Genomic DNA, 22,527 nt, shown 5'->3' on the forward strand with positions numbered 1-22,527 from the left:
CGTTGGCTTCTTTTTCACAAAAAATTGATGGTTGGCTGCCTAAAGTTAGTGTTGTCGCGGTAAATGAAATTTCACATTTGCCGCAGGCACTTCTTTACAGGAACAGTTGATCATCATGTTGAAGATTAAAGCCGTGCGCCCAGAGTGGGTGACACTGATTGCCAGCGTCTTTTTATTAACAGGCTTCAATTTTGTTCTCTGGCAACACCTGTTCGCCATCACGGCGTCTGACGCCAAAGGCATGGTCATGCGCGTGGCGTTCGGGGTGATGCTGCTTGCGGCCTTCAACCTGGTGCTGACCCTGCTGGCGTTCCGGCCCGTGATGAAACCGCTCTTGACGCTGCTCTTTATGGTCAGTGCCGGTGTTGCTTACTTCATGAGTCAATACGGTGTTTTGATCGACGCTGGCATGTTGCGTAACTTCGCCGAAACTAATGTCACGGAAGTGCGCGACTTACTCTCGCTAAAGTTATTTGTTTATATTGTTCTGCTCGGTATTCTGCCGTCATGGTTATTGTGGGCGACGCCCGTTAATTACCGTCGCTGGCACCGTGAGTTACTCAGCAAAGTTGTCGTGAGTGTTGTGACTGTTGCGCTGGTCGGTGGTATTGCCCTGATGAACTATCAAGGCCTGTCTTCGTTGTTTCGCAATCACCATGAGTTACGCCTGATGGTAGTGCCGAGCAACTACATTGGTGCCTCCGCCAGCTACTTGCATGAGCAGGTCGTGTCGGCGCAGCAACCCTTCGTCAAACTCGGAGAAGACGCCCAGCGAAACCCAGCCTGGCAAACCCACGGTCGTAAATCCCTGACGGTGCTGGTAGTGGGCGAAAGCGCCCGGGCCGAGAATTTCGGCATCCTCGGTTACGACCGCGATACCACGCCAACACTGGATAAAGAAGCCGGCCTGATCGCATTCACCGATGTACATTCCTGCGGCACCGAAACGGCGGTATCGGTGCCGTGCATGTTCTCGAACATGGGCCGCAAGGATTACAACGCCAGCACGGCAAAGAATGAAGAAGGCCTGTTGGACGTGCTCAAGCGCGCGGGCCTTGAGGTGATCTGGCGTGACAATCAGTCGGGCTGCAAAGGTACTTGCGATCGGGTCACCCTCGACGACGTCAGTAACTTGAAAGACCCGGCACTGTGCGCTAACAGCGAATGCCGCGATGAAATTCTGCTGCAGGGTTTGCAGCACTTTATCGACACCCTGGATAAAGACACCGTGCTGGTTCTGCACCAGATGGGCAGTCACGGCCCGGAATACTTCAAACGCTATCCGAAAGAGTACGAGCACTTCACACCGGTCTGTGAAAGCAACGCGCTGAATAACTGCAGTCGGGAAAGCATCGTCAACGGCTACGACAACACGCTGGTGTACACCGACCATGTGCTCTCGACCCTGATCGACCTGTTACGCAGCAATCAGGACAAAGTCGATACCGCCATGCTCTATTTGTCGGATCACGGCGAATCCTTGGGCGAATACAACCTGTTCCTCCATGGCACGCCCTACATGCTGGCGCCGGAACAGCAGAAGCACGTCGCCATGCTGGCGTGGTTTTCCGACAGCTATCAAAAGTCGTTCTCGGTGGACACCCATTGCCTGCAGTTGAGCCGTGACAAACCGTTGAGCCAGGACAATCTGTTCCATTCGATGCTCGGTCTGCTGGAGGTCAACAGCAAGGTCTATAACCAGGATCTGGACCTGTTTGCCGGCTGCCGCGGTGCCGTGATCGACGGCGTGTTGGCCAAACAGTGAATCCTTCGACCTTTTTTTCACGTACCTGCCGCTAACCTGCGCGGCCGGTATATTTTCCTACAAGAGCCATTGAAATGTCCGCCCAACCCCCATCGGCCATCGAACTTGAGTTCGCCCGGCGCTACGACCAGGAACACGCCCGGGTCTGCCTTCAGCCGCGACCCCGTGGCCTGGCCAGGCGCCTGACGTTCTGGCGTGACGAGCAGTTGGTGCGCAATGCGTTGAAGATCGCCGGCGAGCCGGGCCTGATTCTCAATGTGGCGTGCGGTGTCGGGCGCTTCTGGCCGGTATTGGCCGAGCATGCGAACCGGGTGATCCTCGCGGCCGACCCGTCCCAGGACATCCTCGATCATGCCCGCACCCATCATCCGCAGAACCTGTTGGAACGGATCAAGACCTTTCAGAGTTCCGCGTTCACCATCGGTTTGTCAGCCAATGCAGTGGACTGCATTTTTTGCATGCAACTGTTTCAATACATCCCAAGCCCCGAGCATCGTTTGGCGATGCTTGGCGAATTCCACCGGGTCAGTCGCGATACGGTGATTGTGGCGGTACGGGTCGATGCTCATTTCAAGATCCGGTCACCCGGTGCTCATGGCCCGCAGCTGACCCGCAAGGCTGAGGTTGAGGCCGAGTTCAGGCAAGCGGGTTTCCGTTTGCTCAGTCATCAGGACTTCCTGCCCGGTTGCGCGCGGCTGCGGGTCTATGTGCTGCGTAAGGCTGGATAACCTCCCTTTGTCAGACAATTCTTGCTATCTGGCGGGTAATTTCGCTAAAGCTCTTGTTCAGTGGATGCGCGGAAATTGCCGGTGGCGATATATACTGCGCGCCATTCTTCAAGGGAGAGCCGTGTGGCCATCGATATTCACTGGATTCGCGACAACGATAGCCTCGGTCAGTTTTGCGCCGAGTGGCAGCAGCTGCCATTCGTTGCCCTCGACACCGAATTCATGCGGGTCGACACCTTTTACCCGATCGCCGGCCTGCTGCAGATCGGCGATGGCGTACGCGCTTACCTGATAGACCCACTGACCATCGACAACTGGCAGCCCCTGGCTGCGTTGCTGGAAAACCCGGCCGTGGTCAAAGTTCTGCATGCGTGCAGTGAAGACCTCGAAGTCCTGCTGCGCCTGACCGGCAGCCTGCCAGCGCCGCTGTTCGATACGCAACTGGCCGCCGCTTACCTGAACCTGGGTTTCTCCATGGGGTATTCGCGGCTGGTGCAGGAAGTTCTCGGCATTGACCTGCCCAAGGGCGAGACCCGTTCCGACTGGCTGCAACGTCCGCTATCCGACACCCAGATCAGCTATGCCGCCGAAGATGCTCTGCATCTTGCGGAAGTTTTCGTACAGCTGCGTCCGAAGCTTTCTGACGACAAGTACGCCTGGGTTCTGGAAGATGGCGCCGAACTGGTGGCCAACCTGCGCCGGGAGGTCGACCCGTACGAGGTCTATCGCGACGCCAAGCTGGCCTGGAAACTCTCCCGCGCTCAACTTGCGGTGCTGCGTGAGCTGTGCGCCTGGCGCGAGCGCGAAGCCCGCGCCCGTGATCTGCCGCGCAACCGTATCGTTCGTGAGCATTCCCTGTGGCCGCTGGCGCGGACCCAGCCGGACAACCTCGGTGCGTTGGCGAAAATCGAAGACATGCACCCGCGTACCGTGCGTCAGGACGGCGAATTTCTGCTTGATCTGATCAAGCGCTCTGGCAGTGTGTCGCCAGATCAATGGCCGCCTGCCGTGCCGGAGCCGTTGCCGGTGGACGCCGCCACGCTGGTCAAGCAGCTACGAGCGATCGGCCAGGCCGAGGCCGAGCGCCTGAACATCGCGCCCGAGCTGATGCTGCGCAAGAAAACCCTGGAAGCGCTGCTCAAGAGCGGCTACCCCAATGGTCCTTACCAATTGCCTGATTCGCTGCGTGGCTGGCGCCGCGAATTGATGGGCCAGGCGCTGCTCGACAGCCTGGCCACCGCCGGAGAACAGCCTTGAAACGTATTTGCTCCATCTACCGAAGCCTGAAGAAAAACGAGATGTACCTCTATGTGCTCAAAAGCGATGCACTGGAGCGCGTTCCGGAAAGTCTGATGGCCGCCTTCGGCAAACCCCATCACGCCTTCGACCTGGTGCTGACCCCCGAGCGCAAACTGTCGCGCGAGGACATTACCGTGGTGCTGGAAAACCTTGAGAAGCAGGGTTACCACTTGCAAATGCCGCCGGCCGAAGACGAATACATCGAACACTTGCCGGAAGAATTGCTGCGTCGCAACGACCCGATGTGATCGGAAGGGGCTCTGTCCGGAGCCTCCTTGAAACACTGGAATTGATTTTTGGCGATGGCCGCGACGATGGAGCGATACTCCGTCCGCGATCGTCTGCACTGCTTTTGAAAGGTTTGAACCATGCGCGTTCTGATTGCTGAACACGACCACCCTGTGTATGCCCAATTGTTGCGTCAGGCGGCGCCTGATCTGGAAGTGCTGACCAGTGGTGATTCTGCCGAACTGGCCAGCCATGCCGCTGACTGCCCGATCTGGCTCGGTCAGCCGGATTTGCTGGCGACCCTGCTGCGTCAGGGCCACGAGCCACAATGGCTGCAATCGACCTGGGCGGGCATTACGCCGCTGCTGGCCGACGGCTTGCCACGCCACTATCGCCTGACCCGGGCGGTGGGTATTTTCGGTCAGGTCATGGCCGAGTACGTACTGACCTACATGCTCGGTCACGAGCGCGAGGTGTTGCCGCGCCTGGTCAGCCAGGTCGAGCGCAAATGGGATAACCGCCAGGGTCAAAGCCTGTCGGGTCGCAAGGTGTTGATTGTCGGCACCGGTGACATCGGTCAGACCGTGGCGCAGTTCCTCGTGCCATTTGGCGTCGAGTTGTATGGCATCGCCAGTGAAGCTCGCCAGCAGGCCCCGTTTGTGGAAGTCGGCGTGCTGGCCGACTTGCCGCGTCTGGTTGGTGAAGTGGATTACGTGATCAATCTGCTGCCGAACACGCCGAATACCCACGACCTGTACGACGCAGCGCTGTTCAAGCAATTCAAGCCGACCGGCCTGTTCATGAATGTCGGGCGCGGCGTCGCGGTGGTCGATGCGGACCTGGTGGAAGCCTTGAAAGAAGGGCATCTGGCGGGCGCGGTGATCGACGTCTGCCGTCAGGAACCGCTGCCGCAGCGCCATCCGTTCTGGACCGCCTGGGGCTTGCTGCTGACCGGCCACAGCTCGGCACCGACTTCGCCCTCGATGATGGTGAACCTGTTTGTCCAGAACCTGCGGGCGTATCAGGCGGGTGAGGCGTTGCGCGGGGAAGTGGATTTCAGTCGCGGGTATTAAGGACGCCGCAATAAAAATGTGGGGGCGGGCTTGCTCGCGAATTCGGTATATCAGTCAGCCTATGCATCGACTGACACACCGTATTCGCGAGCAAGCCCGCTCCCACATTGGGTTTTGCAGTGTGGCTTAGAGGGTGAAGTCGCCTTCGGCGGCCAACTCACTCAGCGGACGACGCGGGCTTGGTGCTTCACGGGCTTGCAGGTAGTCCGCCAGCGTCGCTTTGTCGCCCAACTTGCCGACCGCGACGGCTGCATGCAGCGCGTAGCCTTCAGGAATGTTCAGCTCCTTGCGGGTCAGTTCCTGGTCGAAACCGGCCATGCCGTGGGTGTGCCAGCCGCTGATGCTGGCTTGCAACGCCAGATGGCCCCAGGCGGAACCGGTGTCGAAGGTGTGCCACAGGGCCGGGGTTTCTTCGGTGGTGCCAGGCACCGCGAAGGTGGTTTTCGATACCACGATCACCAGCGCCGAGGCGTGTTGCGCCCAGCTGCGGTTGAATTCGTTCAGCAGGCCGAGGTAACGCTCCCAGTTCGGCGTGTCGCGACGCGCGTACAGAAACCGCCAAGGCTGCGAGTTGTACGCCGAAGGCGCCCAGCGTGCGGCTTCGAAGAAGCTCAGCAGGGTCTCGATGGCGATGGGTTCGCCGGTGAAGGCGCGGGGCGACCAGCGCTCGGTGAACTGAGGGTGGATGGCATAGTCGGCAACGCGTTCATTTGCACTCATCAATAGATTCCTTGCTACGTTTGAAAGTGAGGGTCGTCTGAAACCTGCGGGCGCAGTTGGGCTGAGCGATGAGGTTTTTCGAGAGCCTGGGCAGTTCACCGGAATGCAACGCGGTTGAGCGTTAATGGCACGCAGGTCTGGCTCCTTGCGACGGCAAAGCTACTTGGCGGCGCATAAACTGACAAGTGCTGTTCTACCGGCAGTCGCCAATGCTTGGCCCGCGGGGCTGTGCACACTAGACTGGCGGCCTTTTCACCACCTGATGTCGATGCTGAACCATGGCCGCCAAAGTCGAACCGTTCTGGATACGCAAAACCCTCGATCAACTTGATCCGCAGGAATGGGAATCGCTGTGCGACGGCTGTGGCCTGTGCTGCCTGCAAAAACTCGAAGATGAAGACGACAACAGCGTCTATTACACGCGCATCGCCTGCAAACTGCTGGACCTGAAAACCTGTCAGTGCACCGATTACCCCAACCGTCGCGAGTTCGTACCGGACTGCATCCAGCTCACACCGGGCAAGGCCGATGAGTTCAAGTGGCTGCCTCCGACCTGCGGTTATCGGCTGGTCAGCGAAGGCAAGGATCTGCCGCTCTGGCATCACCTGGTGTGCGGCGATCGCGATGCGGTGCACCACGAACGTATTTCCCAATCCGGGCGCATGCTGGCCGAGGGCAGCGTCGCCGAAGATGATTGGGAAGATCATCTGATTTTCCGGGCAGGTTAGTTTCACCAAGGAGTGTGTATGGCTGGGGGATTGCGGCGGGCGTTGGCCATCGGGCTGCTGGCCTTGAGTGCGCCCGTGTGGGCGGCGAAGAAAGTCGATCTGGATTACCACGTGCGCCTGTTGCCGCAAAGCGATCAGGCTGAAGTGCGCCTGACCCTGGCCCAGGGCTCGGCGGTGCGCAGCCTGGATTTCGACCTCGGTGATGGCAGTCACTACAGCGATTTCAAGGCCGACGGCCAATGGCAACTCACACCGGGCAAGCAGGCCCGCGGTGTTTGGCGTCCGGCCGCCGACAAGGCCAGCCTGACCTACCGCGTGCGCATCAGCCACGGGCGCAAGAGCGGCAGCTTCGACACCCGCATGACCCCGACGTGGGCGTTGATGCGTGGCGACGATCTCGTGCCGCCCGCCAGACTTGATCAGCAGGATGGCATCGAGCTGGTTTCACGTCTTGAGTTCGAATTGCCCAGTGGTTGGAAAAGCGTCGAAACCGCCTGGCCACGGATCGGCAAGAACAAATTCCGCATCGATAATGTCTCTCGCCTGTTTGACCGGCCAACGGGCTGGATGCTCGCCGGCCACCTTGGTAGCCGACGTACGCGGCTGGGGGAAACCGAAGTCACCGTCACTTCGCCTCAGGGCCAGGGCATGCGCCGCATGGATGTGTTGACGCTGCTGACGTTTGTCTGGCCGCAAGTACAAGCTGTGTTCCCCCGTCATCCCGGCAAATTGCTGATCGTCGGCGCCAACGACCCGATGTGGCGCGGCAGCCTCGCTGCGCGGGAATCGATCTATCTGAACAGCCGCCTGCCGCTGGTCAGCGAAAGCGGCACCAGTGCACTGGTGCGTGAGTTGGTCCAGGTATTCGGACGGATCAACGACCAACAGCGCAGCGACTGGATCGGCGAAGGTCTGGCCGAGTATTACGCCATCGAACTGATGCGCCGTGCCGGTGGCATGAGCGATGAACGTTATGAGAGTTTGCAGGGCAAGTTGGCCAAGGACAGCCAGAAAGTCACGACCTTGCGCGGTGAACAGGTCAGCCCGGCGCAGGTGGCCAAAGCGGTGGTGTTGCTACAGGAACTGGATCGCGAGATTCGCTTGAAGACCCGTAACAAGCGTTCGCTGGATGATGTGTTGGTTGGGGCGATGCGCTTGGAGAGTGTCGATACCAAGGAGTTTGTGCAGCTCAGTGAGAGCGTGATTGGCGAGTCTTCCAAGGTCCTTGATACCGGGTTGCTTCAGTAACACCGCCATTCGCGAGCAAGCCCGCTCCCACATTGGATCTTCTGTGAGCACACTATTTGTGAAACACCGAAGATCCAATGTGGGAGCGGGCTTGCTCGCGAAGAGGCCTTCAGCCCCGGTACATATTCCGGATCAAACCCCGGTTTTTGGCGACTTCAAAGAATCATTGCCAGTGACGGTAGCGGTGTTGGTCGCCGCCTCGGCATTCGCCTTCAGCCGGTTCAATTCCTCACCTGCTCGCTGAATCTTCGCCCGCACGTTGTTCATGTCCTGACGGCTTTTCTCCAGCAGGCTCTTGGCCGAGCTGTGTCCGGTGATGCCACGGGCCAGGGCCACGCCGCCGATCGCTATTTGAATCAAACCGAACACACCGCCACGACGCAGGCCCTTGCCGACCATCACCACACCACCGGCCAGTGAGCCGATGCGCTCCCAACCCTGGACGTTCTGTTCGGTATGAGTCTGGAATGGGGTGGATTCAATGCGCTCTACGCGTTTGAGTTCGCTCATGATCTGTCTCCTGACTGGGATGGCTGCTTCAACAATAGATATTAAGCTGACTGCCGAGGCGGGCGGCTTGTTCCATCGGATGTGCGGTGATTCAGCGGAATTTCGGCCCCGACCGGGTGTTGTTGCCTTTGGCCATCCGGTCGTAGAGCACGACGTTGACGGTGGCAGCGAGGTTCATGCAGCCGGTGGTCGGGATGTAGACCACGTCTTCGCACCAGTCGCGGATCTCTTTATCCAACGAACCGTCTTCCGGGCCGAAGATGTACAGCGCGCGATCCGGGTGGGTGTACTCCGGCAGCGAGCGGGCGCCCTCGACCAGCTCCACGGCGACCGGTACACAGCCCAGGGGCAGGATTTTTTTCAGGTCGTCGATGCCGATCAGCGGAATGTCGTAGTGGACTCGCTTGGTGTCGGTGACAAAGTCGGCGGCGCGTTCATAACGTTTGCCGGTGTAGAACACGGACGCCACGCCATAACAGCCGGCGGCGCGCATCACCGAGCCGACGTTTTCCGGTGATTTGGGGTTATACAAACCAATGCAGCTGTACCGTTTGTCTGCCACGAGCGGGGTGCCTTCGGGGAAAAAACGGCGATTATACGGGGATTGGGGGAGGGGTGTTCAGTTTGGGGATTGGTGGTGACTGGTCGATCGCCTTCGCGAGCAAGCCCGCTCCCACATTGGATTTGAGAACACCCGAAATCTAATGTGGGAGCGGCGGTGCGGCGATCCGACTTGCTCGCGAAGGGGCCGCATCAGGCGCTGAAGAGGTTACTCGTCCTTCTTCATCAGCCCCGCCAACGCCGCAAACGGGTTGTGCGTCGCCTTGGCAATTTTTGGCGAACTCAGAGAGCCCTCACCAAAATACTGCTGATCGGTATAGCGCGAGTGTTCGTTATCGTGGCAATACAGGCACAACAGTTCCCAGTTCGAACCGTCCTGCGGGTTGTTGTCGTGGTTGTGATCGCGGTGGTGCACGGTCAGTTCGCTCAGGCGCTTGCCGGAGAATTCACGGGCGCAGCGGCCGCACACGTGCGGGTACATTTTCAGGGCCTTGTCGCGGTAACCCATTTCCTTGTCGCGCTGGTTGTCGGCAAGGATGCGGTCCAGTTTCGACGTGTTGGACGGAGGCGTTGACGAACTCATGGGTTCACCTTTGTAAAAGACTAATGACGGTTAAACGCAGTTTAGCTCAGCCCTTGAGCTTCTCGGCAATCCAGATGGTGTGGCGGGTGCCTTTGTTGCCGTGGGCGAAGACTTGCACCTCTTCGGCCTTGAAACCGGCCTTTTTCAGTTTGTCGGAAAACTGCCGGTCGGCACTGGCCGACCACACCGCCAGCACGCCTTTTGGCCGCAGGGCTTTGGCGCAAGCGCTCAGGCCCCCAGCGGAGTAGAGCCAGCTGTTGGCCTTCTGGGTCAGGCCTTCGGGGCCGTTGTCGACGTCGAGCATGATCGCATCGAAACCTTGCGGTTCGGCTTGCAGGACCTTGGCCACGTCTTCCATGCGGATCACCGTGCGTTTGTCGAGCAACGGGTTCCCGGCTTTTTCACCCAGCGGTCCACGGTTCCACTCCACGACGCCCGGCACCAGTTCGGCGACGACCACTTCGGCGGTCTTGCCCAAGTGTTTGAGCGCCGAGGCGAGGGTGAAGCCCATGCCCAGGCCGCCAATCAATACGCGCGAGTCCGGTCGCCCGGCGACTTTGCGGCAGGGAATCTCGGCCAATGCATCTTCGGAGCCGTGCATGCGGGTGTTCATCAGCTGCCCACCGTCGCCGCCCTGGATCTTGATGACGAAATCCTCACCGTATTCGAACAGGCACAGGGCACCGCCGTTTTCAGGAATAGGAGTGGTGTCGAGCAGAACGAAACGTTTCATGGAGCTCTCTTGAGAAGAATGGGCATAAGGGGGGCAAACAGACGCAGTTGGGAGTAGCCTGCAAAAATGACAACAAGGCCAACGGAGGCATTGATGAAGCGCACCATTCTAACGGTCATTGTCCTGGCCGCGCTCTCGATAACTGCAGTGCAGGCCCAGGATCAACCCACCATTCCCACCAGCCCGGGGCCGCTGCCCGGTTCACCTGGCACCGCGACGCCAACGCCGTACCCGCAAATCAGCCCTGCGCCATTGCCTAAAGTCGGCCCCGGCAGTGGCGGTCCTCCATTGGTGCCCATCGAAATGCCTAGCCCACCGACCAAGGACCAGCCCCTGCCGGGCCTTGAGCCGAACAGCACGAAAATCAAATCGCCGGGCGGTTAGACCTGCTGCGAAAGCAGTTGCCCATCGGCCATGCGCAAGCGTTTGGAGAGGGAGACCGCGAGGGCGCGAATAATCTTGGCGGCGATTTTCGGCGCGTCGTTGAGCATCTTTTCCAGCGAATCCTTGCCCAGGTTGAGCAACTGGCAGTTGCTCGCGGCCACGCAACTGGCCGAGCGCCGTTCGCCGTCGAGCACGGCCATTTCGCCGAACGCCCGACCACTGCGCAACGTGGCAATGGTCACCCGTTGCCCGTCAGCGTTGGTCTTCTGCACGGCCACCTGGCCGGTGTGGATGATGCACATGAAGCTGCCGGCATCACCCTCATGGAAAATCTCTTCGCCCTGGGCAATCGTGCTGATGCTGAAGTAACCCGAGGCTGCAGCGAAGTCCGCTGGCAGCAGTTGGTCGAACAGGCCGCAGTCCATCAGCCAGTCGCGAATTTCGTTGTTCAGTAAGGTCGGTTCTGACATGTCGTAACGGTCTTTTTCTTGTGGTCTGTTGCTGTTTCGGACCTGGAATCATCGCAAATCCCTTGTGGGAGCGGGCTTGCTCGCGAAAGCGGTGTATCAGCCAACATCAATGTTGAATGATCAATCGCTTTCGCGAGCAAGCCCGCTCCCACAGGGGAAATGTGGTGTATTGGCCCCCGGCGTCAGGTGTTAAGACCGGGACGCCGGGCCAAGTTCCTCAGGCGATGCCTAAAACCTTGAACAAAAATGCGTATTCGAGTGCTACGTCACGCAATCCCTGATAACGACCGCTCATCCCGCCGTGGCCGGCGCCCAATTCGGTCTTGAGCAGCAAGGGACGGGTATCGGTTTTGGTCGCACGCAATTTCGCCACCCACTTGGCCGCTTCCCAGTACTGCACGCGACTGTCGTTGTAGCCGGCGATCACCAGCATCGCCGGATAGGCTTGCGCGGTGACGTTTTCGTACGGGGCGTAGGCCTTGATCCGATCATGGACGTCCGGTTCTTCAGGATTACCCCACTCGTCGTATTCGGTGACGGTCAACGGCAGGTCCGGGTCGAGCATGGTGTTAAGTACGTCGACGAACGGCACTTCGGCAATCGCTGCGCCGAACAGCTCCGGACGCTGATTGAGCACCGCGCCGATCAACAGGCCACCGGCACTGCCGCCGCTGATCGCCAGTTGCGGCGCAGTCGTGAAGCCGTTGCCGATCAGGTGTTCGGCGCAGGCAATGAAGTCGCTGAAGGTGTTGTGCTTGTGCTCCTGTTTGCCGGCGCGATACCAGGCTTCACCCAGTTCACCGCCACCGCGCACATGAGCGATGGCAAACGCCACGCCGCGATCCAGCAGGCTCAGGCGTGCGTGGGAGAACCACGGGTCGAGACTTTCGCCGTAAGCGCCGTAACCGTACAGATAAAGTGGCGTCGGCTTACCCAGCGCTTCGCGTTTGACCACGAGGCTGATCGGCACTTTCGTACCGTCCGGTGCCGTCGCCCAAAGACGCTGGCTGACGTAGGCATCGGCATCGAACGGGCCGAGTACCGGGGTTTCCTTGAGAACTTTTTGTTCGCCGCTGGCCAGTTCCAGTTGGCGGATTTGCGCCGGACGGTTCAACGCCTCATAACGCAGGCGGATCCTGTCGCTGACGAACTCCAGGCTGTTCTGCACGTGCAGGCTGTAGGCCGCATCCGGCAGTTGCACGCGGTAGCTCGGCAGGTCTTGCGGGTGAACCTGGATGATCGGCAATCCCCCCTCTCGCAGGCTCAGGGTCATGGCCCCGGCGTTCAGGCTCATGCCTTCGATCATCACCGTGTCGCTGTGGGGGATCAGGTTTTGCCAGTCGGCTTCGCTTGGGGCTACGCCCGTATCGACAGCCGTGTACAGGGCGAAGTTGATGCCGTCGCGGTTGGTGCGGATGAACCAGGTCCATTGGCCGTCGAGCGCGCCGTGGTCGACGTCGTACTCATGGTCTTCAACCCTCGGCGCGATGCAGGTAAACGCCTGATGCGGCTGGAAAGCATCAAGCACCCAGACTTCGCTGGTGGTCTTGCTGCCCAGGGACAGCAGCAATTGCTGCTCGGAGCTTGAGCGGTAGCAGTGCATGAAGAATCGGCCATCCGTCTCATGGAACACTTCTTCGGCCGCCGTGCCGTCCAGCCGATAGCGGAATAGTTTGTGCGGGCGATGGGTGTCGTCCAGTTCACCGAAGAACAGCGTCAGGCTGTCGTTGGCCCAGGTCATGCTGCCGTCGCAGTCCTGGAACTCCAGTTCGCTGACCCGGCCGTCGGACAATTCCTTCACGAACAGCGTGTAAATCTCATCGCCCGTGGTGTCGAGGCTGTAGGCCAGGCGCTGGTGGTCGGGGCTGATGCTGAAAGCGCCGAGGGAGAAGAAACCACCCTTGGCCAGCTCATTTGGGTCCAGCAGCAGTTCTTCACGGCTCTCGTCAAGTTGCAGGCTGTCATCGGCCGGTCGCGGGCAACGGTAGTGACGGGCGTATTCATCGCCGGCGGTGGTGCGCGTGTAATACAGGTACGGGCCCCAAGGGGAGGGCAAGGACAAGTCGGTTTCCAGAATCCGGCCCTTGATCTCTTCGAACAGGGTCTCGCGCAGTTCAGCCTGATCGGCGGTTTGCGCCTCCTGGTAGCGGTTTTCAGCCTTCAGGTAGTCGAGCACTGCAGCGGTGTCGCGCTCTTGCAGCCAGGCATACGGGTCAGAACCTTCAGCCTTGTGGGCAATCGGGGCGCTGGTGATGTTGGCGGATAAGGGCATGAATGGCTCTCGAACAATGTAGGGATTAGGGGGTTCGCAACCTGTGGCAGCGGGCTTGCTCGCGAAAAGGCCAGCCTATTCAACATCTCTGTTGGCCGACACATCGCTTTCGCGAGCAAGCCCGCTCCCACAGGGGGTGTGCTTGGCTGACTGGTATTGGGGCAAGCCTGATGTGCGAAAAGTCGTTACTATAAGCGCCTCTTTGCCTGCCTTGCCATGGACACCATGACCGAGAACGACTATCTGATCGCTTGGGGCCTTTACGCCTTTGCCGCTTTAGGCTGCCTGTTGGTATGGATGCGCATGACTCGCTGGATGTGGCGCTGGCTGCGCGAGCCGTTGCGGCTATTGGTGGCTGTGCTGCTTTTCAGCCCGACCATCATCGATCCGGTGAAGGAAAAGGTTGCCCCGGCCATCGCCATTACCGCCCTGGATTTGCTGTTCAAGGTCGGCAACAACGCCTGGCGGGCGGTTTCCGATTTGTTCATGTACGGCCTGATCGTCTTCGGCATCTACCTGGTTTTCGTGGCGATCCGTTTCCCGATCGAGCGCGCGTCCAAGGCTCGCAAGGAACAGGCTGCCGCCGCCAAGGCTGCGGCCATGGCTGACGAACCGGAACACGATCAACCTTTTGGCGGTGCCGGTGATGACCGTTACGGTCGTCCGCCCGTCCCGAGCAACCCTCAGCGGCTGCGAGTCGAGCCGCGTCTGTAACGCCCCTGCAATTCAGCGAGAGTCCGAGCATGTGTGAGTTATTGGGCATGAGCGCCAATGTCCCGACCGATATCGTGTTCAGCTTCACCGGGCTGATGCAACGGGGTGGTCGCACTGGTCCGCACCGTGATGGTTGGGGCATCGCCTTCTATGAGGGCCGAGGCCTGCGCCTGTTTCAGGACCCGGCGGCCAGCAGCGAGTCCGAAGTGGCCAACCTGGTGCAGCGCTATCCGATCAAGAGTGAAGTGGTGATCGGCCACATCCGCCAGGCCAACGTCGGAAAAGTCTGCCTGTCCAATACTCATCCGTTCGTGCGCGAGCTGTGGGGGCGCAACTGGTGTTTCGCCCACAACGGCCAGCTCGCGGACTTTCAACCGATCACCAGCTTTTACCGTCCTGTGGGCGATACCGACAGCGAAGCGGCGTTCTGCGATTTGCTCAACCGGGTGCGTGCGGCGTTTCCCGAGCCGGTCGAGGTCGAAGAACTGCTGCCGGACCTGGTGGCCGCCTGCGCCGAATACCGCAGCAAAGGCGTGTTCAACTGCCTGCTCAGTGATGGCGACTGGCTGTTCTGTTATTGCTCGACCAAACTGGCGCAGATCACCCGTCGCGCACCGTTTGGCCCGGCGCGCTTGAAGGATGTCGATGTGATTGTCGACTTCCAGGCTGAAACCACGCCCAACGACGTGGTCACGGTGATCGCCACCGAACCCTTGACCGAAAACGAAACCTGGACCCGCTACGAACCGGGCCAATGGAGCCTGTGGCGACGCGGTGAATGCGTCAGCCAGGGCAAGACCGAATAAGGATTCTCCCCCATGTTGCTCAGTTATCTACGGCTGGTGTTGTTTGCGGCGGGCCTGTTGATCGGTGTCCAGGTGCCGGGGTTCATCAACGATTACGCCCAGCGGGTCGAAGCGCATCTGATTGAGGCGCAGACCGGTCTGAGCGGTTTTCAGGGCACGGCCAATCAGTTTTTCAAAGGTGATATGCAGGCGCTGGTCGCTCATTACCGTGCCAGCGAAGACCCGATCTTTCGCAGCGATGCCGACAGCCTGAACACCTTGCTCACCCGCCAGATCGCCCTCGATAAACAACACCAGGCCATGCAAGGCCCGTGGTACATCCGCTTGCTGCAAGTGGTGTTGGCCGCCGACCCGGATATCCGCAAGGAAACCTGGAATGGCTACAGCTACCAGATTCTGCTGACGCCCGAAGCGATGATCTGGGGCATGAGCGGCGCATTGCTGCTGTCGTTCGGCATTGAATGCCTGTTCCGACTGATCGACTGGGTGGTGTTGGGCGGCAAGCGTTTGCGCCAGAGCCGGCCGATTGAAGACCGGGATGTGCGTGGGTTGTAAATAAGGGTTAGGCCAACGGCGGCTTCGCGAGCAAGCCCGCTCCCACATTTGATCCGGGATGTTCACTCATTATGTGTTCACAGGAGATCCCATGTGGGAGCGGGCTTGCACCGCGAAGGCGTTCTGTCAGGCCGTGCGAGTTTCAGGCCTGGCCACCGAAACCCGCCTTGCTGAGGACGATGTAGTGTTCACCCACCTTGCGCGCATACCCCTCCAACACCTGCTGACACAACGCCACGATCTCCTCGACCCATTCCACGCCAATCCGCCACGACACCACCACCTGCAGATTCGGTGGTCGTTGATCGATGGCCAGCAAAGTCAATTCGCCCCGCGCCAGTTCCTCGGCTACCAGCACCGGCGGTAACGCGCCGATGCCGAAGCCGTCCCGCAGCAAGCGGGTAATCGCCGACACCGAATTCACGCAATTGAGCCGTGGCGCCATGACGCCGTTGGCCTGCATCAAACTCAAGATGTCCTGATGCGGATGTGAGTTTTTCGAGTAGGTAATGATCCGTTCCCGCGCCAGATCGGCGATGCCCGAATACTCACGGTTGTAGAGGGAATTGCTGGCCACGATCCAGCCCATGGGATGACTGGCCAGCTCCAGGCTGCGCACGCTTTCCTGGCGCAGCAGATCGGTTTGCAGGATCAGGTCGAGAAAGCCTTTTTGCAGTTGATCGCAGAGGTTGAGCGAGGTATCGGCCACCAGCTCGATTTCTACCAGCGGGTAGTGATCCATCATCTGCGCCACCAAGGGGCTTAGCCAGGTATGGATCACCGTGTCCATCACGCCGATCCGCACGCGCCCAACCTTGCTCGAACGGGTCTCGATCGACTGTTTGAGCGCCTGCATCGTGTCCATCATCTGCTCGGCATAGTCGAGCACTTTCAATCCTTCCGGCGTGAGGCTCACGCCGCGCGAATCCCGCAGGAACAGCTTCACCCCGAGCTCGCTTTCGAGCACGGCGATACGGCTGGATATCGACGCCTGGGTGGTGAAGAGCTTGTCGGCCGTCAGGCGAAAACTCTTGAGTCGGGCGACCCAGACAAAGGTCTCGAGAAACTTCAGGTTCATGGAATCTGCTCTGGGATAAAAATTTTTCTTATGTCTAGGCCGGGTTTTTATTAGTTGGACGTAGCGGGGGCCGCGGCCTAAAAATCAGGCCATCCGGTTCCCACGATAGGCGTCGTCGGGGCTCAGAACAATACCAATAAAATTAGCGCGGAGATTTGCCATGAGTGCGCCCGACACGCTCGACATCCCCAAAGCCACGACCCGCCCGGGACCTTTCGACTGGTACCGCAACATCAATCAGCAAGAACGTCGCACCTTCTGGAGCTGCAAGATCGGCTATGGCCTGGACGGCATGGACACCCAGATGCTCAGCTTCGTGGTGCCGACCCTGATTGCCATGTGGGGCATTACCACCGGTGAGGCCGGGCTGATTCACACCAGTACGCTGATCGCTTCGGCCATCGGTGGTTGGGTGGCGGGGATTCTCTCCGACCGCATCGGTCGCGTGCGCACGCTGCAACTGACAGTGCTGTGGTTCGCCTTCTTCACCTTCCTTTGCGGCTTCGCCCAGAATTACGAACAACTGCTGATCAGCCGCACGCTGATGGGCTTCGGTTTTGGTGGTGAATGGACCGCCGGTGCCGTGCTGATGGGCGAAGTGATTCGCGCCAAGGACCGCGGCAAGGCCGTGGGCATGGTGCAATCGGGCTGGGCGCTGGGTTGGGGGATGACGGCGATTCTGTATGCGCTGCTGTTCTCGGTATTGCCGCCGGAAGACGCCTGGCGTGCGCTGTTTATCCTTGGCATCGTGCCGGCGATTTTCGTGATTTTCGTCCGTCGACTGGTCAAGGACCCGGAAATCTACCGCGAAGCCAAAGCCAAGCAAGAGCCAAGCAACCCGGCGAAGTTTTACGAGATCTTCGCTCCCGGCATTCTCTTCACCACGATTCGCGCGTCGATACTGACCACAGGCGCACTGGGTGGCTACTACGCAATCACCTCCTGGTTGCCGACTTTTCTGAAGAATGAACGCGGTTTGAGCGTACTCGGCACGGGCGGTTATCTGGCGATGGTGATCGTCGGTTCCTACGTCGGCTACGTCATCAGCGCGTATTTGACTGACATCCTCGGGCGTAAAAAGAACTTCATCCTGTTTGCGGTCGGCTCGTTCACCATTGTGCTGCTCTACACCCAATTGCCGGTCAGCAACGGCGTGATGCTGTGGCTGGGCTTCCCGCTAGGCTTCTTCGCCTCGGGCATCTTCAGCGGCATGGGGGCGTTTCTGACCGAGCTGTTTCCAACGCGGATTCGTGGTTCGGGCCAGGGTTTTTGCTACAACATCGGCCGGGCGCTGGCGGCATTGTTCCCCTTGTTCATCGGTTTGCTCAGCCAGAAGGTGCCTTTGAGCGTAGGTATCGGTGCCTTTGCGGCGGTGTCCTACGGGGTGGTGATCCTTGCAGCCCTGAGCCTGCCGGAAACCCGTGGCAAGCAACTCGTCGCCGAGTAACTGATAATCTGCGGGGCAAAATGTCCTTCAGTTAAAAAAGAACAAAACCTACAGGAGTGTTCACCGTGAACCGCCTGCTATTGAACTGCGACATCGGCGAGAGTTTCGGCAACTGGACCATGGGTCTGGACGCCGAGGTCATGCCCTTCATCGATTGCGCCAACATCGCCTGCGGTTTCCATGCCGGCGACCCGAGCATCATGCGCAAGACTGTCAGCCTGGCCCTGAGCCACGGCGTGCAGATCGGTGCCCACCCGGCCTATCAGGACCTGGTGGGGTTCGGCCGCCGTTCCATGGCCTACAGCGCCGAGGAACTTCAGGACATTCTGCACTACCAGATCGGCGCCCTCGACGGCATCTGCCGGGCCCAGGGCGGGAGCCTGAGTTACGTTAAACCTCACGGCGCGATGTACAACGACATGATGGCCAACCCGGCGCAGTTGCGCGCCGTGCTTCAGGCGGTGGCGTCCTATGACCGACAACTGCCGTTGATGCTGATGGCCACGCGAGACAACAGCGCCGCCCAGCAGTTGGGTGATGAATACGGTGTGACCCTGTGGTTCGAAGCCTTCGCCGATCGCGCCTACGACAACGCCGGTATGCTGGTCTCGCGCCGATTGCCGGGGGCGGTGCATCACGATCCCGAGACAATCATCGAACAGGCGCTGACCATTGCCCGGGGCGGCGACCTCATCGCCAGCGACGGCAGTGCCTTGCACTTGCAGGCCAACACCTTGTGCGTACACGGCGACAATGCCAGTTCGGTGGCCGCTGTGCGGCGCATTCGTGACGCCTTGAATCGGCAGAGCGCACCATGAAGCTTCGGGTGGAAGTGGTCGCGCTGGATTGCCTGATGGTGCGTCTGTTCGATGAGATTGCCGAGGCCAACATGCCGTGGATGCTCGCTGCCAGCGAACGCCTGCGGGAAGCATTCGGTTCGCATCTGATCGATCTGGTGCCGTCTTATACAACGTTGATGGTGCATTACGATCTGACCGCACTGAACCCGGCGCAAGCGCGAGAATTGATCGCCGAAGCCTTTATCGATTTGTCGCCCAACGCCCGTACCGGCGGCAAATGCCATGTGCTGCCGGTGTGGTACGACTTGAGCGTCGGCCCGGAACTGAGCCTGTTGTCGCAACGCAGCGGACTGACGGTGGATGACGTGATTCGTCGTCACAGCGAGCGCGAGTATCAGGTGTTCGCCCTGGGCTTTGCGCCGGGATTCGCCTTCATGGGGCTGGTGGAAGAAGTGCTCGCCGCCCCGCGTCTGAACACCCCGCGCAAAAAAGTCGCCGCCGGCAGTGTCGGCATCGCCGAGCGGCAGACAGCCGCTTATCCGGTGGTGTCCCCCGGTGGCTGGAATCTGATCGGCCGCACCCCGGCCAAATTGTTCGACCGCAATCGCGACGGCTACAGCCTGATGCAGCCGGGCGACACCGTGCGCTTCGAAGCGGTCGACCATGCCGAGTTCATCAACCTGGGCGGTGACGACACGCCGTTGGAGGCGCAGGTATGAGCCGTCTATCGATTGAAGCCAGTACACCGCTGTGCCTGTTGCAGGACGCAGGCCGTTTCGGCGTAAGACATTTGGGCGTGACCCAGGGCGGGGCAGCGGATTGGCGATCGATGTCGTGGGCCAATTGGCTGTTGGGCAACGGGCTGGATGCGCCGGTGATCGAAATCACCCTCGGCGGGTTCACCGTCGTTGCCGAGGACGATTGCGTACTGGCCCTGACCGGGGCGAATCTTGGCGCGCACGTGGATGGCGAAGCGTTGGCACCGTGGCGCAGTTTCAGGCTGCATAAAGGTCAGCGATTGCAATTCAATCAGCCGCTGCTCGGGGCTCGGGCTTATCTCGCTGCACCGGGCGGATTCGACGCGCCGAAGGTGTTGGGGAGCAGTGCGACGGTGGTCCGCGAGGAACTCGGTGGTCTGGATGGCATGGGCCGGGCGTTAGCCAAAGGTGCGTCGTTGAACTACTCGGGGAGTTCGCTGCTACTGCTGCGTGAGTTATCCCGTGATCAGGTGCCGGATCTCCAATTCAATCCGCCGCTGGAACTGGTGTTGGGCGCGCAGATTGGTGAGTTCAGCGGGCAGAGTTTGTTCGACGCGTTCAACAATGCCTGGACCCTCGACAGTCGTGCCGATCGCATGGGGATTCGTCTGCTGGGAACGGCGTTGGAGTACCAGGGTAAACCGATGATTTCCGAAGGCATCCCGTTGGGCGCGGTGCAGGTGCCGCCGGACGGGCAGCCGATTGTGTTGCTCAATGATCGGCAGACCATTGGCGGTTATCCGCGATTGGGGGCATTGACGCCGTTGGCGCTGGCGCGGCTGGCGCAATGCCTGCCGGGGGCGCAGGTACGGTTGAGGCCGGTGGTGCAGGACGTGGCGCATCGCGAACAGGTTGAGTATTTGCGGCGACTTTCAGTTCGCTAAAAGCTTCGCGAGCAAGCCCGCTCCCACATTGGATCTGTGTACGACAGAGATTCAATGTGGGAGCGGGCTTGCTCGCGAAGACGGCATCACAGGCAACAAAGATCTCTACTTGGAAAGAAACCGCATCCCTTCCTCCAACCCCCGCAACGTCAGCGGGTACATCTGGTCATTGATCAAATCCCGCACGATGTTGGTCGACGAGGTGTAGCCCCAAGTGTCTTTCGGATACGGGTTGATCCAGATGACTTTCTTGTATTTCTCCATGAAACGCTGCATCCATACGTAACCGGCTTCTTCGTTCCAGTGCTCGACGCTACCGCCGGCCTGGGTGATTTCGTAGGGCGCCATGGCGGCATCGCCGATGAAGATCACTTTATAGTCGGCGCCGTACTTGTGCAGCAGGTCCTGGGTGGAGGTGCGCTCGGACGTGCGGCGCATGTTGTTCTTCCACACCGATTCATAAACGAAGTTGTGGAAGTAGAAATACTCAAGATGCTTGAACTCGGTCTTGCAGGCCGAGAACAGTTCTTCGCAGATCTTCACGTGGGCGTCCATCGAGCCGCCGATGTCGAACAGCAGCAACAGCTTGACGGTGTTGCGCCGCTCCGGCCGCATCTGAATGTTCAGCAGGCCGGCATCGCGAGCGGTGTGGTCGATGGTGCCATCGATGTCCAGCTCTTCCGCCGCACCCTGGCGGGCAAATTTACGCAACCGGCGTAGGGCGACCTTGATGTTACGCGTGCCCAGTTCGACCGAATCGTCGAGGTTCTTGTACTCGCGCTGATCCCAGACCTTGGCCGCTTTGCCCTGGCGCTTGCCGGCATCCCCGACCCGAATGCCTTCCGGGTTGAAGCCGCCGGAGCCGAACGGGCTGGTGCCGCCGGTGCCGATCCATTTGTTGCCGCCGGCATGGCGTTCCTTCTGTTCTTCCAGGCGTTTCTTGAACTCTTCGATCAGCTTGTCCAGGCCTCCGAGAGACTGGATCGCGGCCCGCTCTTCATCCGTCAGGGAACGCTCGAATTCCTTGCGCAGCCAGTCTTCCGGGATCAACGCCTGGAGATGATCGTCGAGTTTTTCCAGGCCATTGAAGTAAGCACTGAACGCCCGGTCGAACTTGTCGAAATGCCGTTCGTCCTTCACCAGAATCGTTCGGGACAGGTAGTAGAACTCGTCCATGTCGGCGAAGGTTACGCGCTGTTTCAGCGCGTTGATCAGGTCCAGCAGCTCGCGTACCGAGACCGGCACCTTGGCTGCACGCATTTCATTGAACAGGTTGAGCAGCATGGCGTTTGCCCTTATCGAGTGCCGCGACGGCTCATGAACGCCAGACGCTCAAGCAATTGCACGTCCTGTTCGTTCTTCACCAGGGCACCGGCCAGCGGCGGAATGGCCTTGGTCGGATCGCGTTCGCGCAGTACCGCTTCGCCGATGTTGTCGGCCATCAGCAATTTCAGCCAGTCCACCAGCTCGGAAGTTGATGGCTTCTTCTTCAGGCCCGGCACTTTGCGCACGTCGAAGAACACGTCCAGCGCTTCGCTGACCAGGTCTTTCTTGATGTCCGGGTAGTGCACGTCGACGATCCTCTGCATCGTGACGCGATCCGGGAAGGCGATGTAGTGGAAGAAGCAGCGGCGAAGGAAGGCGTCCGGCAGCTCTTTCTCGTTGTTGGAGGTAATGATGATGATCGGGCGCTTCTTGGCCTTGATGGTCTCGTCGATCTCGTAAACGTAGAACTCCATCTTGTCGAGTTCTTGCAGCAAGTCGTTAGGGAACTCGATGTCGGCCTTGTCGATTTCGTCGATCAGCAGGATCACCCGCTCTTCGGACTCGAAGGCTTCCCACAGCTTGCCTTTTTTCAGGTAGTTGCGAACGTCGTGGACCTTTTCCGTGCCCAGCTGCGAGTCACGCAGGCGGCTGACCGCGTCGTACTCGTACAGGCCTTGATGCGCCTTGGTGGTGGACTTGATGTGCCAGGTGATCAGCTTGGCACCAAAGGACTCGGCCAGTTGCTCGGCAAGCATGGTTTTACCTGTGCCCGGCTCGCCCTTGACCAGCAGCGGACGCTCCAGGGTGATGGCGGCATTGACTGCCAGCTTCAGGTCATCGGTGGCGACATAGGCCTGGGTGCCTTCGAACTTCATCTGCTAATCCTCGAACGGTAATGCCGACCTGAACGAGGCAGG

Annotated in this window: 25 protein-coding genes; 15 read left to right on the forward strand and 10 right to left on the reverse strand. The window is 59.7% G+C overall.

Translation table 11 applies throughout. The annotated features are described in order from the left end of the window. The first annotated feature begins 115 nt into the window (after nt 1-115). The 5 genes from ACA055_RS06940 to ACA055_RS06960 all read left to right on the forward strand — a co-directional run bounded on the left by ACA055_RS06940 (nt 116) and on the right by ACA055_RS06960 (nt 5,093). Nucleotides 116-1,765 (forward strand): phosphoethanolamine transferase, encoded by a 1,650-nt coding sequence (locus ACA055_RS06940; protein WP_497682953.1) that lies wholly within the window; start codon nt 116-118, stop codon nt 1,763-1,765. A gap of 74 nt (nt 1,766-1,839) precedes the next feature. Continuing rightward, nucleotides 1,840-2,493: a class I SAM-dependent methyltransferase gene (locus ACA055_RS06945; protein ID WP_497682954.1), complete on the forward strand. Its 654-nt coding sequence runs from the start codon at nt 1,840-1,842 to the stop codon at nt 2,491-2,493. A 123-nt stretch (nt 2,494-2,616) separates the two neighbouring features. Then, nucleotides 2,617-3,750 carry a ribonuclease D gene (rnd, locus tag ACA055_RS06950; RefSeq protein ID WP_497682955.1) on the forward strand — a complete coding sequence of 378 codons (1,134 nt, stop codon included), beginning with the start codon at nt 2,617-2,619 and terminating at the stop codon, nt 3,748-3,750. Next, complete coding sequence (locus tag ACA055_RS06955; protein ID WP_007898694.1) at nt 3,747-4,040, forward strand: YcgL domain-containing protein; 294 nt, start codon at nt 3,747-3,749, stop codon at nt 4,038-4,040. The genes rnd and ACA055_RS06955 overlap by 4 nt, the downstream gene beginning before the upstream one ends. 120 nt (nt 4,041-4,160) lie before the next feature. Next, on the forward strand, nt 4,161-5,093 hold the full coding sequence (locus tag ACA055_RS06960) for a D-2-hydroxyacid dehydrogenase (RefSeq protein ID WP_497682956.1): 933 nt from the start codon (nt 4,161-4,163) through the stop codon (nt 5,091-5,093). Nucleotides 5,094-5,219: 126 nt separating this feature from the next. Here the strand turns inward: ACA055_RS06960 and ACA055_RS06965 are convergent, their stop codons facing one another. Then, entirely contained in the window at nt 5,220-5,813 is a 594-nt protein-coding gene (locus tag ACA055_RS06965) for a nitroreductase family protein (RefSeq protein WP_497682957.1), read from the reverse strand. A gap of 278 nt (nt 5,814-6,091) precedes the next feature. Between ACA055_RS06965 and ACA055_RS06970 the strand changes: the two genes are divergently transcribed. Together ACA055_RS06970 and ACA055_RS06975 are read left to right on the forward strand one after the other, a co-directional pair. Further along, nucleotides 6,092-6,541, forward strand: a complete 450-nt coding sequence (locus ACA055_RS06970) for a YcgN family cysteine cluster protein (RefSeq protein WP_497682958.1) — start codon at nt 6,092-6,094, stop codon at nt 6,539-6,541. Nucleotides 6,542-6,559: 18 nt separating this feature from the next. Continuing rightward, the gene (locus tag ACA055_RS06975; protein ID WP_497682959.1) at nt 6,560-7,789 is read left to right on the forward strand and encodes a hypothetical protein; all 1,230 of its coding nucleotides are present in this window, start codon (nt 6,560-6,562) and stop codon (nt 7,787-7,789) included. Between the two features lie 132 nt (nt 7,790-7,921). On the opposite strand, the gene ACA055_RS06980 is transcribed toward ACA055_RS06975, so the two are convergent. The 4 genes from ACA055_RS06980 to ACA055_RS06995 form a co-directional block, all read right to left on the reverse strand. After that, nucleotides 7,922-8,299 carry a YgaP family membrane protein gene (locus ACA055_RS06980; protein WP_497682960.1) on the reverse strand — a complete coding sequence of 126 codons (378 nt, stop codon included), beginning with the start codon at nt 8,297-8,299 and terminating at the stop codon, nt 7,922-7,924. A gap of 91 nt (nt 8,300-8,390) precedes the next feature. After that, nucleotides 8,391-8,861 (reverse strand): RNA methyltransferase, encoded by a 471-nt coding sequence (locus tag ACA055_RS06985; RefSeq protein ID WP_497682961.1) that lies wholly within the window; start codon nt 8,859-8,861, stop codon nt 8,391-8,393. A gap of 207 nt (nt 8,862-9,068) precedes the next feature. Further along, nucleotides 9,069-9,443, reverse strand: a complete 375-nt coding sequence (locus tag ACA055_RS06990; protein ID WP_462002359.1) for a YajD family HNH nuclease — start codon at nt 9,441-9,443, stop codon at nt 9,069-9,071. Between the two features lie 46 nt (nt 9,444-9,489). Then, complete coding sequence (locus ACA055_RS06995) at nt 9,490-10,176, reverse strand: spermidine synthase (protein ID WP_497682962.1); 687 nt, start codon at nt 10,174-10,176, stop codon at nt 9,490-9,492. Nucleotides 10,177-10,269: 93 nt separating this feature from the next. Here ACA055_RS06995 and ACA055_RS07000 point away from each other — a divergent pair, with 93 nt between their 5' ends. After that, on the forward strand, nt 10,270-10,560 hold the full coding sequence (locus ACA055_RS07000; protein ID WP_497682963.1) for a hypothetical protein: 291 nt from the start codon (nt 10,270-10,272) through the stop codon (nt 10,558-10,560). Here the strand turns inward: ACA055_RS07000 and ACA055_RS07005 are convergent. Together ACA055_RS07005 and ACA055_RS07010 are read right to left on the reverse strand one after the other, a co-directional pair. Continuing rightward, the gene (locus ACA055_RS07005) at nt 10,557-11,030 is read right to left on the reverse strand and encodes a cyclic nucleotide-binding domain-containing protein (protein ID WP_497682964.1); all 474 of its coding nucleotides are present in this window, start codon (nt 11,028-11,030) and stop codon (nt 10,557-10,559) included. The genes ACA055_RS07000 and ACA055_RS07005 overlap by 4 nt on opposite strands. A gap of 217 nt (nt 11,031-11,247) precedes the next feature. Continuing rightward, nucleotides 11,248-13,302: a S9 family peptidase gene (locus ACA055_RS07010; protein ID WP_497682965.1), complete on the reverse strand. Its 2,055-nt coding sequence runs from the start codon at nt 13,300-13,302 to the stop codon at nt 11,248-11,250. A gap of 216 nt (nt 13,303-13,518) precedes the next feature. Here ACA055_RS07010 and ACA055_RS07015 point away from each other — a divergent pair, with 216 nt between their 5' ends. Genes ACA055_RS07015 through ACA055_RS07025 form a run of 3 tightly spaced genes read left to right on the forward strand, consistent with a single transcriptional unit; the run spans nt 13,519 to nt 15,377 of the window. Continuing rightward, entirely contained in the window at nt 13,519-14,016 is a 498-nt protein-coding gene (locus tag ACA055_RS07015) for an MFS transporter (RefSeq protein WP_497682966.1), read from the forward strand. Nucleotides 14,017-14,045: 29 nt separating this feature from the next. Further along, a complete protein-coding gene (locus ACA055_RS07020) occupies nt 14,046-14,822 on the forward strand; it encodes a class II glutamine amidotransferase (RefSeq protein WP_497682967.1) in 777 nt (258 codons plus the stop codon). Nucleotides 14,823-14,834: 12 nt separating this feature from the next. Further along, nucleotides 14,835-15,377 carry a DUF2937 family protein gene (locus ACA055_RS07025; protein ID WP_497682968.1) on the forward strand — a complete coding sequence of 181 codons (543 nt, stop codon included), beginning with the start codon at nt 14,835-14,837 and terminating at the stop codon, nt 15,375-15,377. Between the two features lie 142 nt (nt 15,378-15,519). Here the strand turns inward: ACA055_RS07025 and ACA055_RS07030 are convergent, their stop codons facing one another. Then, nucleotides 15,520-16,455, reverse strand: coding sequence for a LysR family transcriptional regulator (locus tag ACA055_RS07030; protein ID WP_497682969.1), 936 nt, complete (start codon nt 16,453-16,455; stop codon nt 15,520-15,522). Between the two features lie 160 nt (nt 16,456-16,615). Here ACA055_RS07030 and ACA055_RS07035 point away from each other — a divergent pair, with 160 nt between their 5' ends. From ACA055_RS07035 to ACA055_RS07050, 4 genes are all read left to right on the forward strand, one after another. Then, nucleotides 16,616-17,902 carry an MFS transporter gene (locus ACA055_RS07035; RefSeq protein ID WP_497682970.1) on the forward strand — a complete coding sequence of 429 codons (1,287 nt, stop codon included), beginning with the start codon at nt 16,616-16,618 and terminating at the stop codon, nt 17,900-17,902. Between the two features lie 65 nt (nt 17,903-17,967). After that, nucleotides 17,968-18,720, forward strand: a complete 753-nt coding sequence (locus ACA055_RS07040; protein WP_497682971.1) for a 5-oxoprolinase subunit PxpA — start codon at nt 17,968-17,970, stop codon at nt 18,718-18,720. Then, on the forward strand, nt 18,717-19,421 hold the full coding sequence (gene pxpB, locus ACA055_RS07045; protein WP_497682972.1) for a 5-oxoprolinase subunit PxpB: 705 nt from the start codon (nt 18,717-18,719) through the stop codon (nt 19,419-19,421). The genes ACA055_RS07040 and pxpB overlap by 4 nt, the downstream gene beginning before the upstream one ends. Beyond that, nucleotides 19,418-20,344: a 5-oxoprolinase subunit C family protein gene (locus ACA055_RS07050; protein ID WP_497682973.1), complete on the forward strand. Its 927-nt coding sequence runs from the start codon at nt 19,418-19,420 to the stop codon at nt 20,342-20,344. The genes pxpB and ACA055_RS07050 overlap by 4 nt, the downstream gene beginning before the upstream one ends. 105 nt (nt 20,345-20,449) lie before the next feature. Here ACA055_RS07050 and ACA055_RS07055 read toward each other — a convergent pair whose 3' ends face one another. Beyond that, the gene (locus ACA055_RS07055; RefSeq protein WP_497682974.1) at nt 20,450-21,628 is read right to left on the reverse strand and encodes a vWA domain-containing protein; all 1,179 of its coding nucleotides are present in this window, start codon (nt 21,626-21,628) and stop codon (nt 20,450-20,452) included. 11 nt (nt 21,629-21,639) lie between these two features. Then, nucleotides 21,640-22,485 (reverse strand): AAA family ATPase, encoded by an 846-nt coding sequence (locus ACA055_RS07060; RefSeq protein WP_007984829.1) that lies wholly within the window; start codon nt 22,483-22,485, stop codon nt 21,640-21,642. Nucleotides 22,486-22,527 lie beyond the last annotated feature (42 nt).

The sequence above is a fragment of the Pseudomonas sp. LBUM1657 genome, from assembly GCF_059716075.1.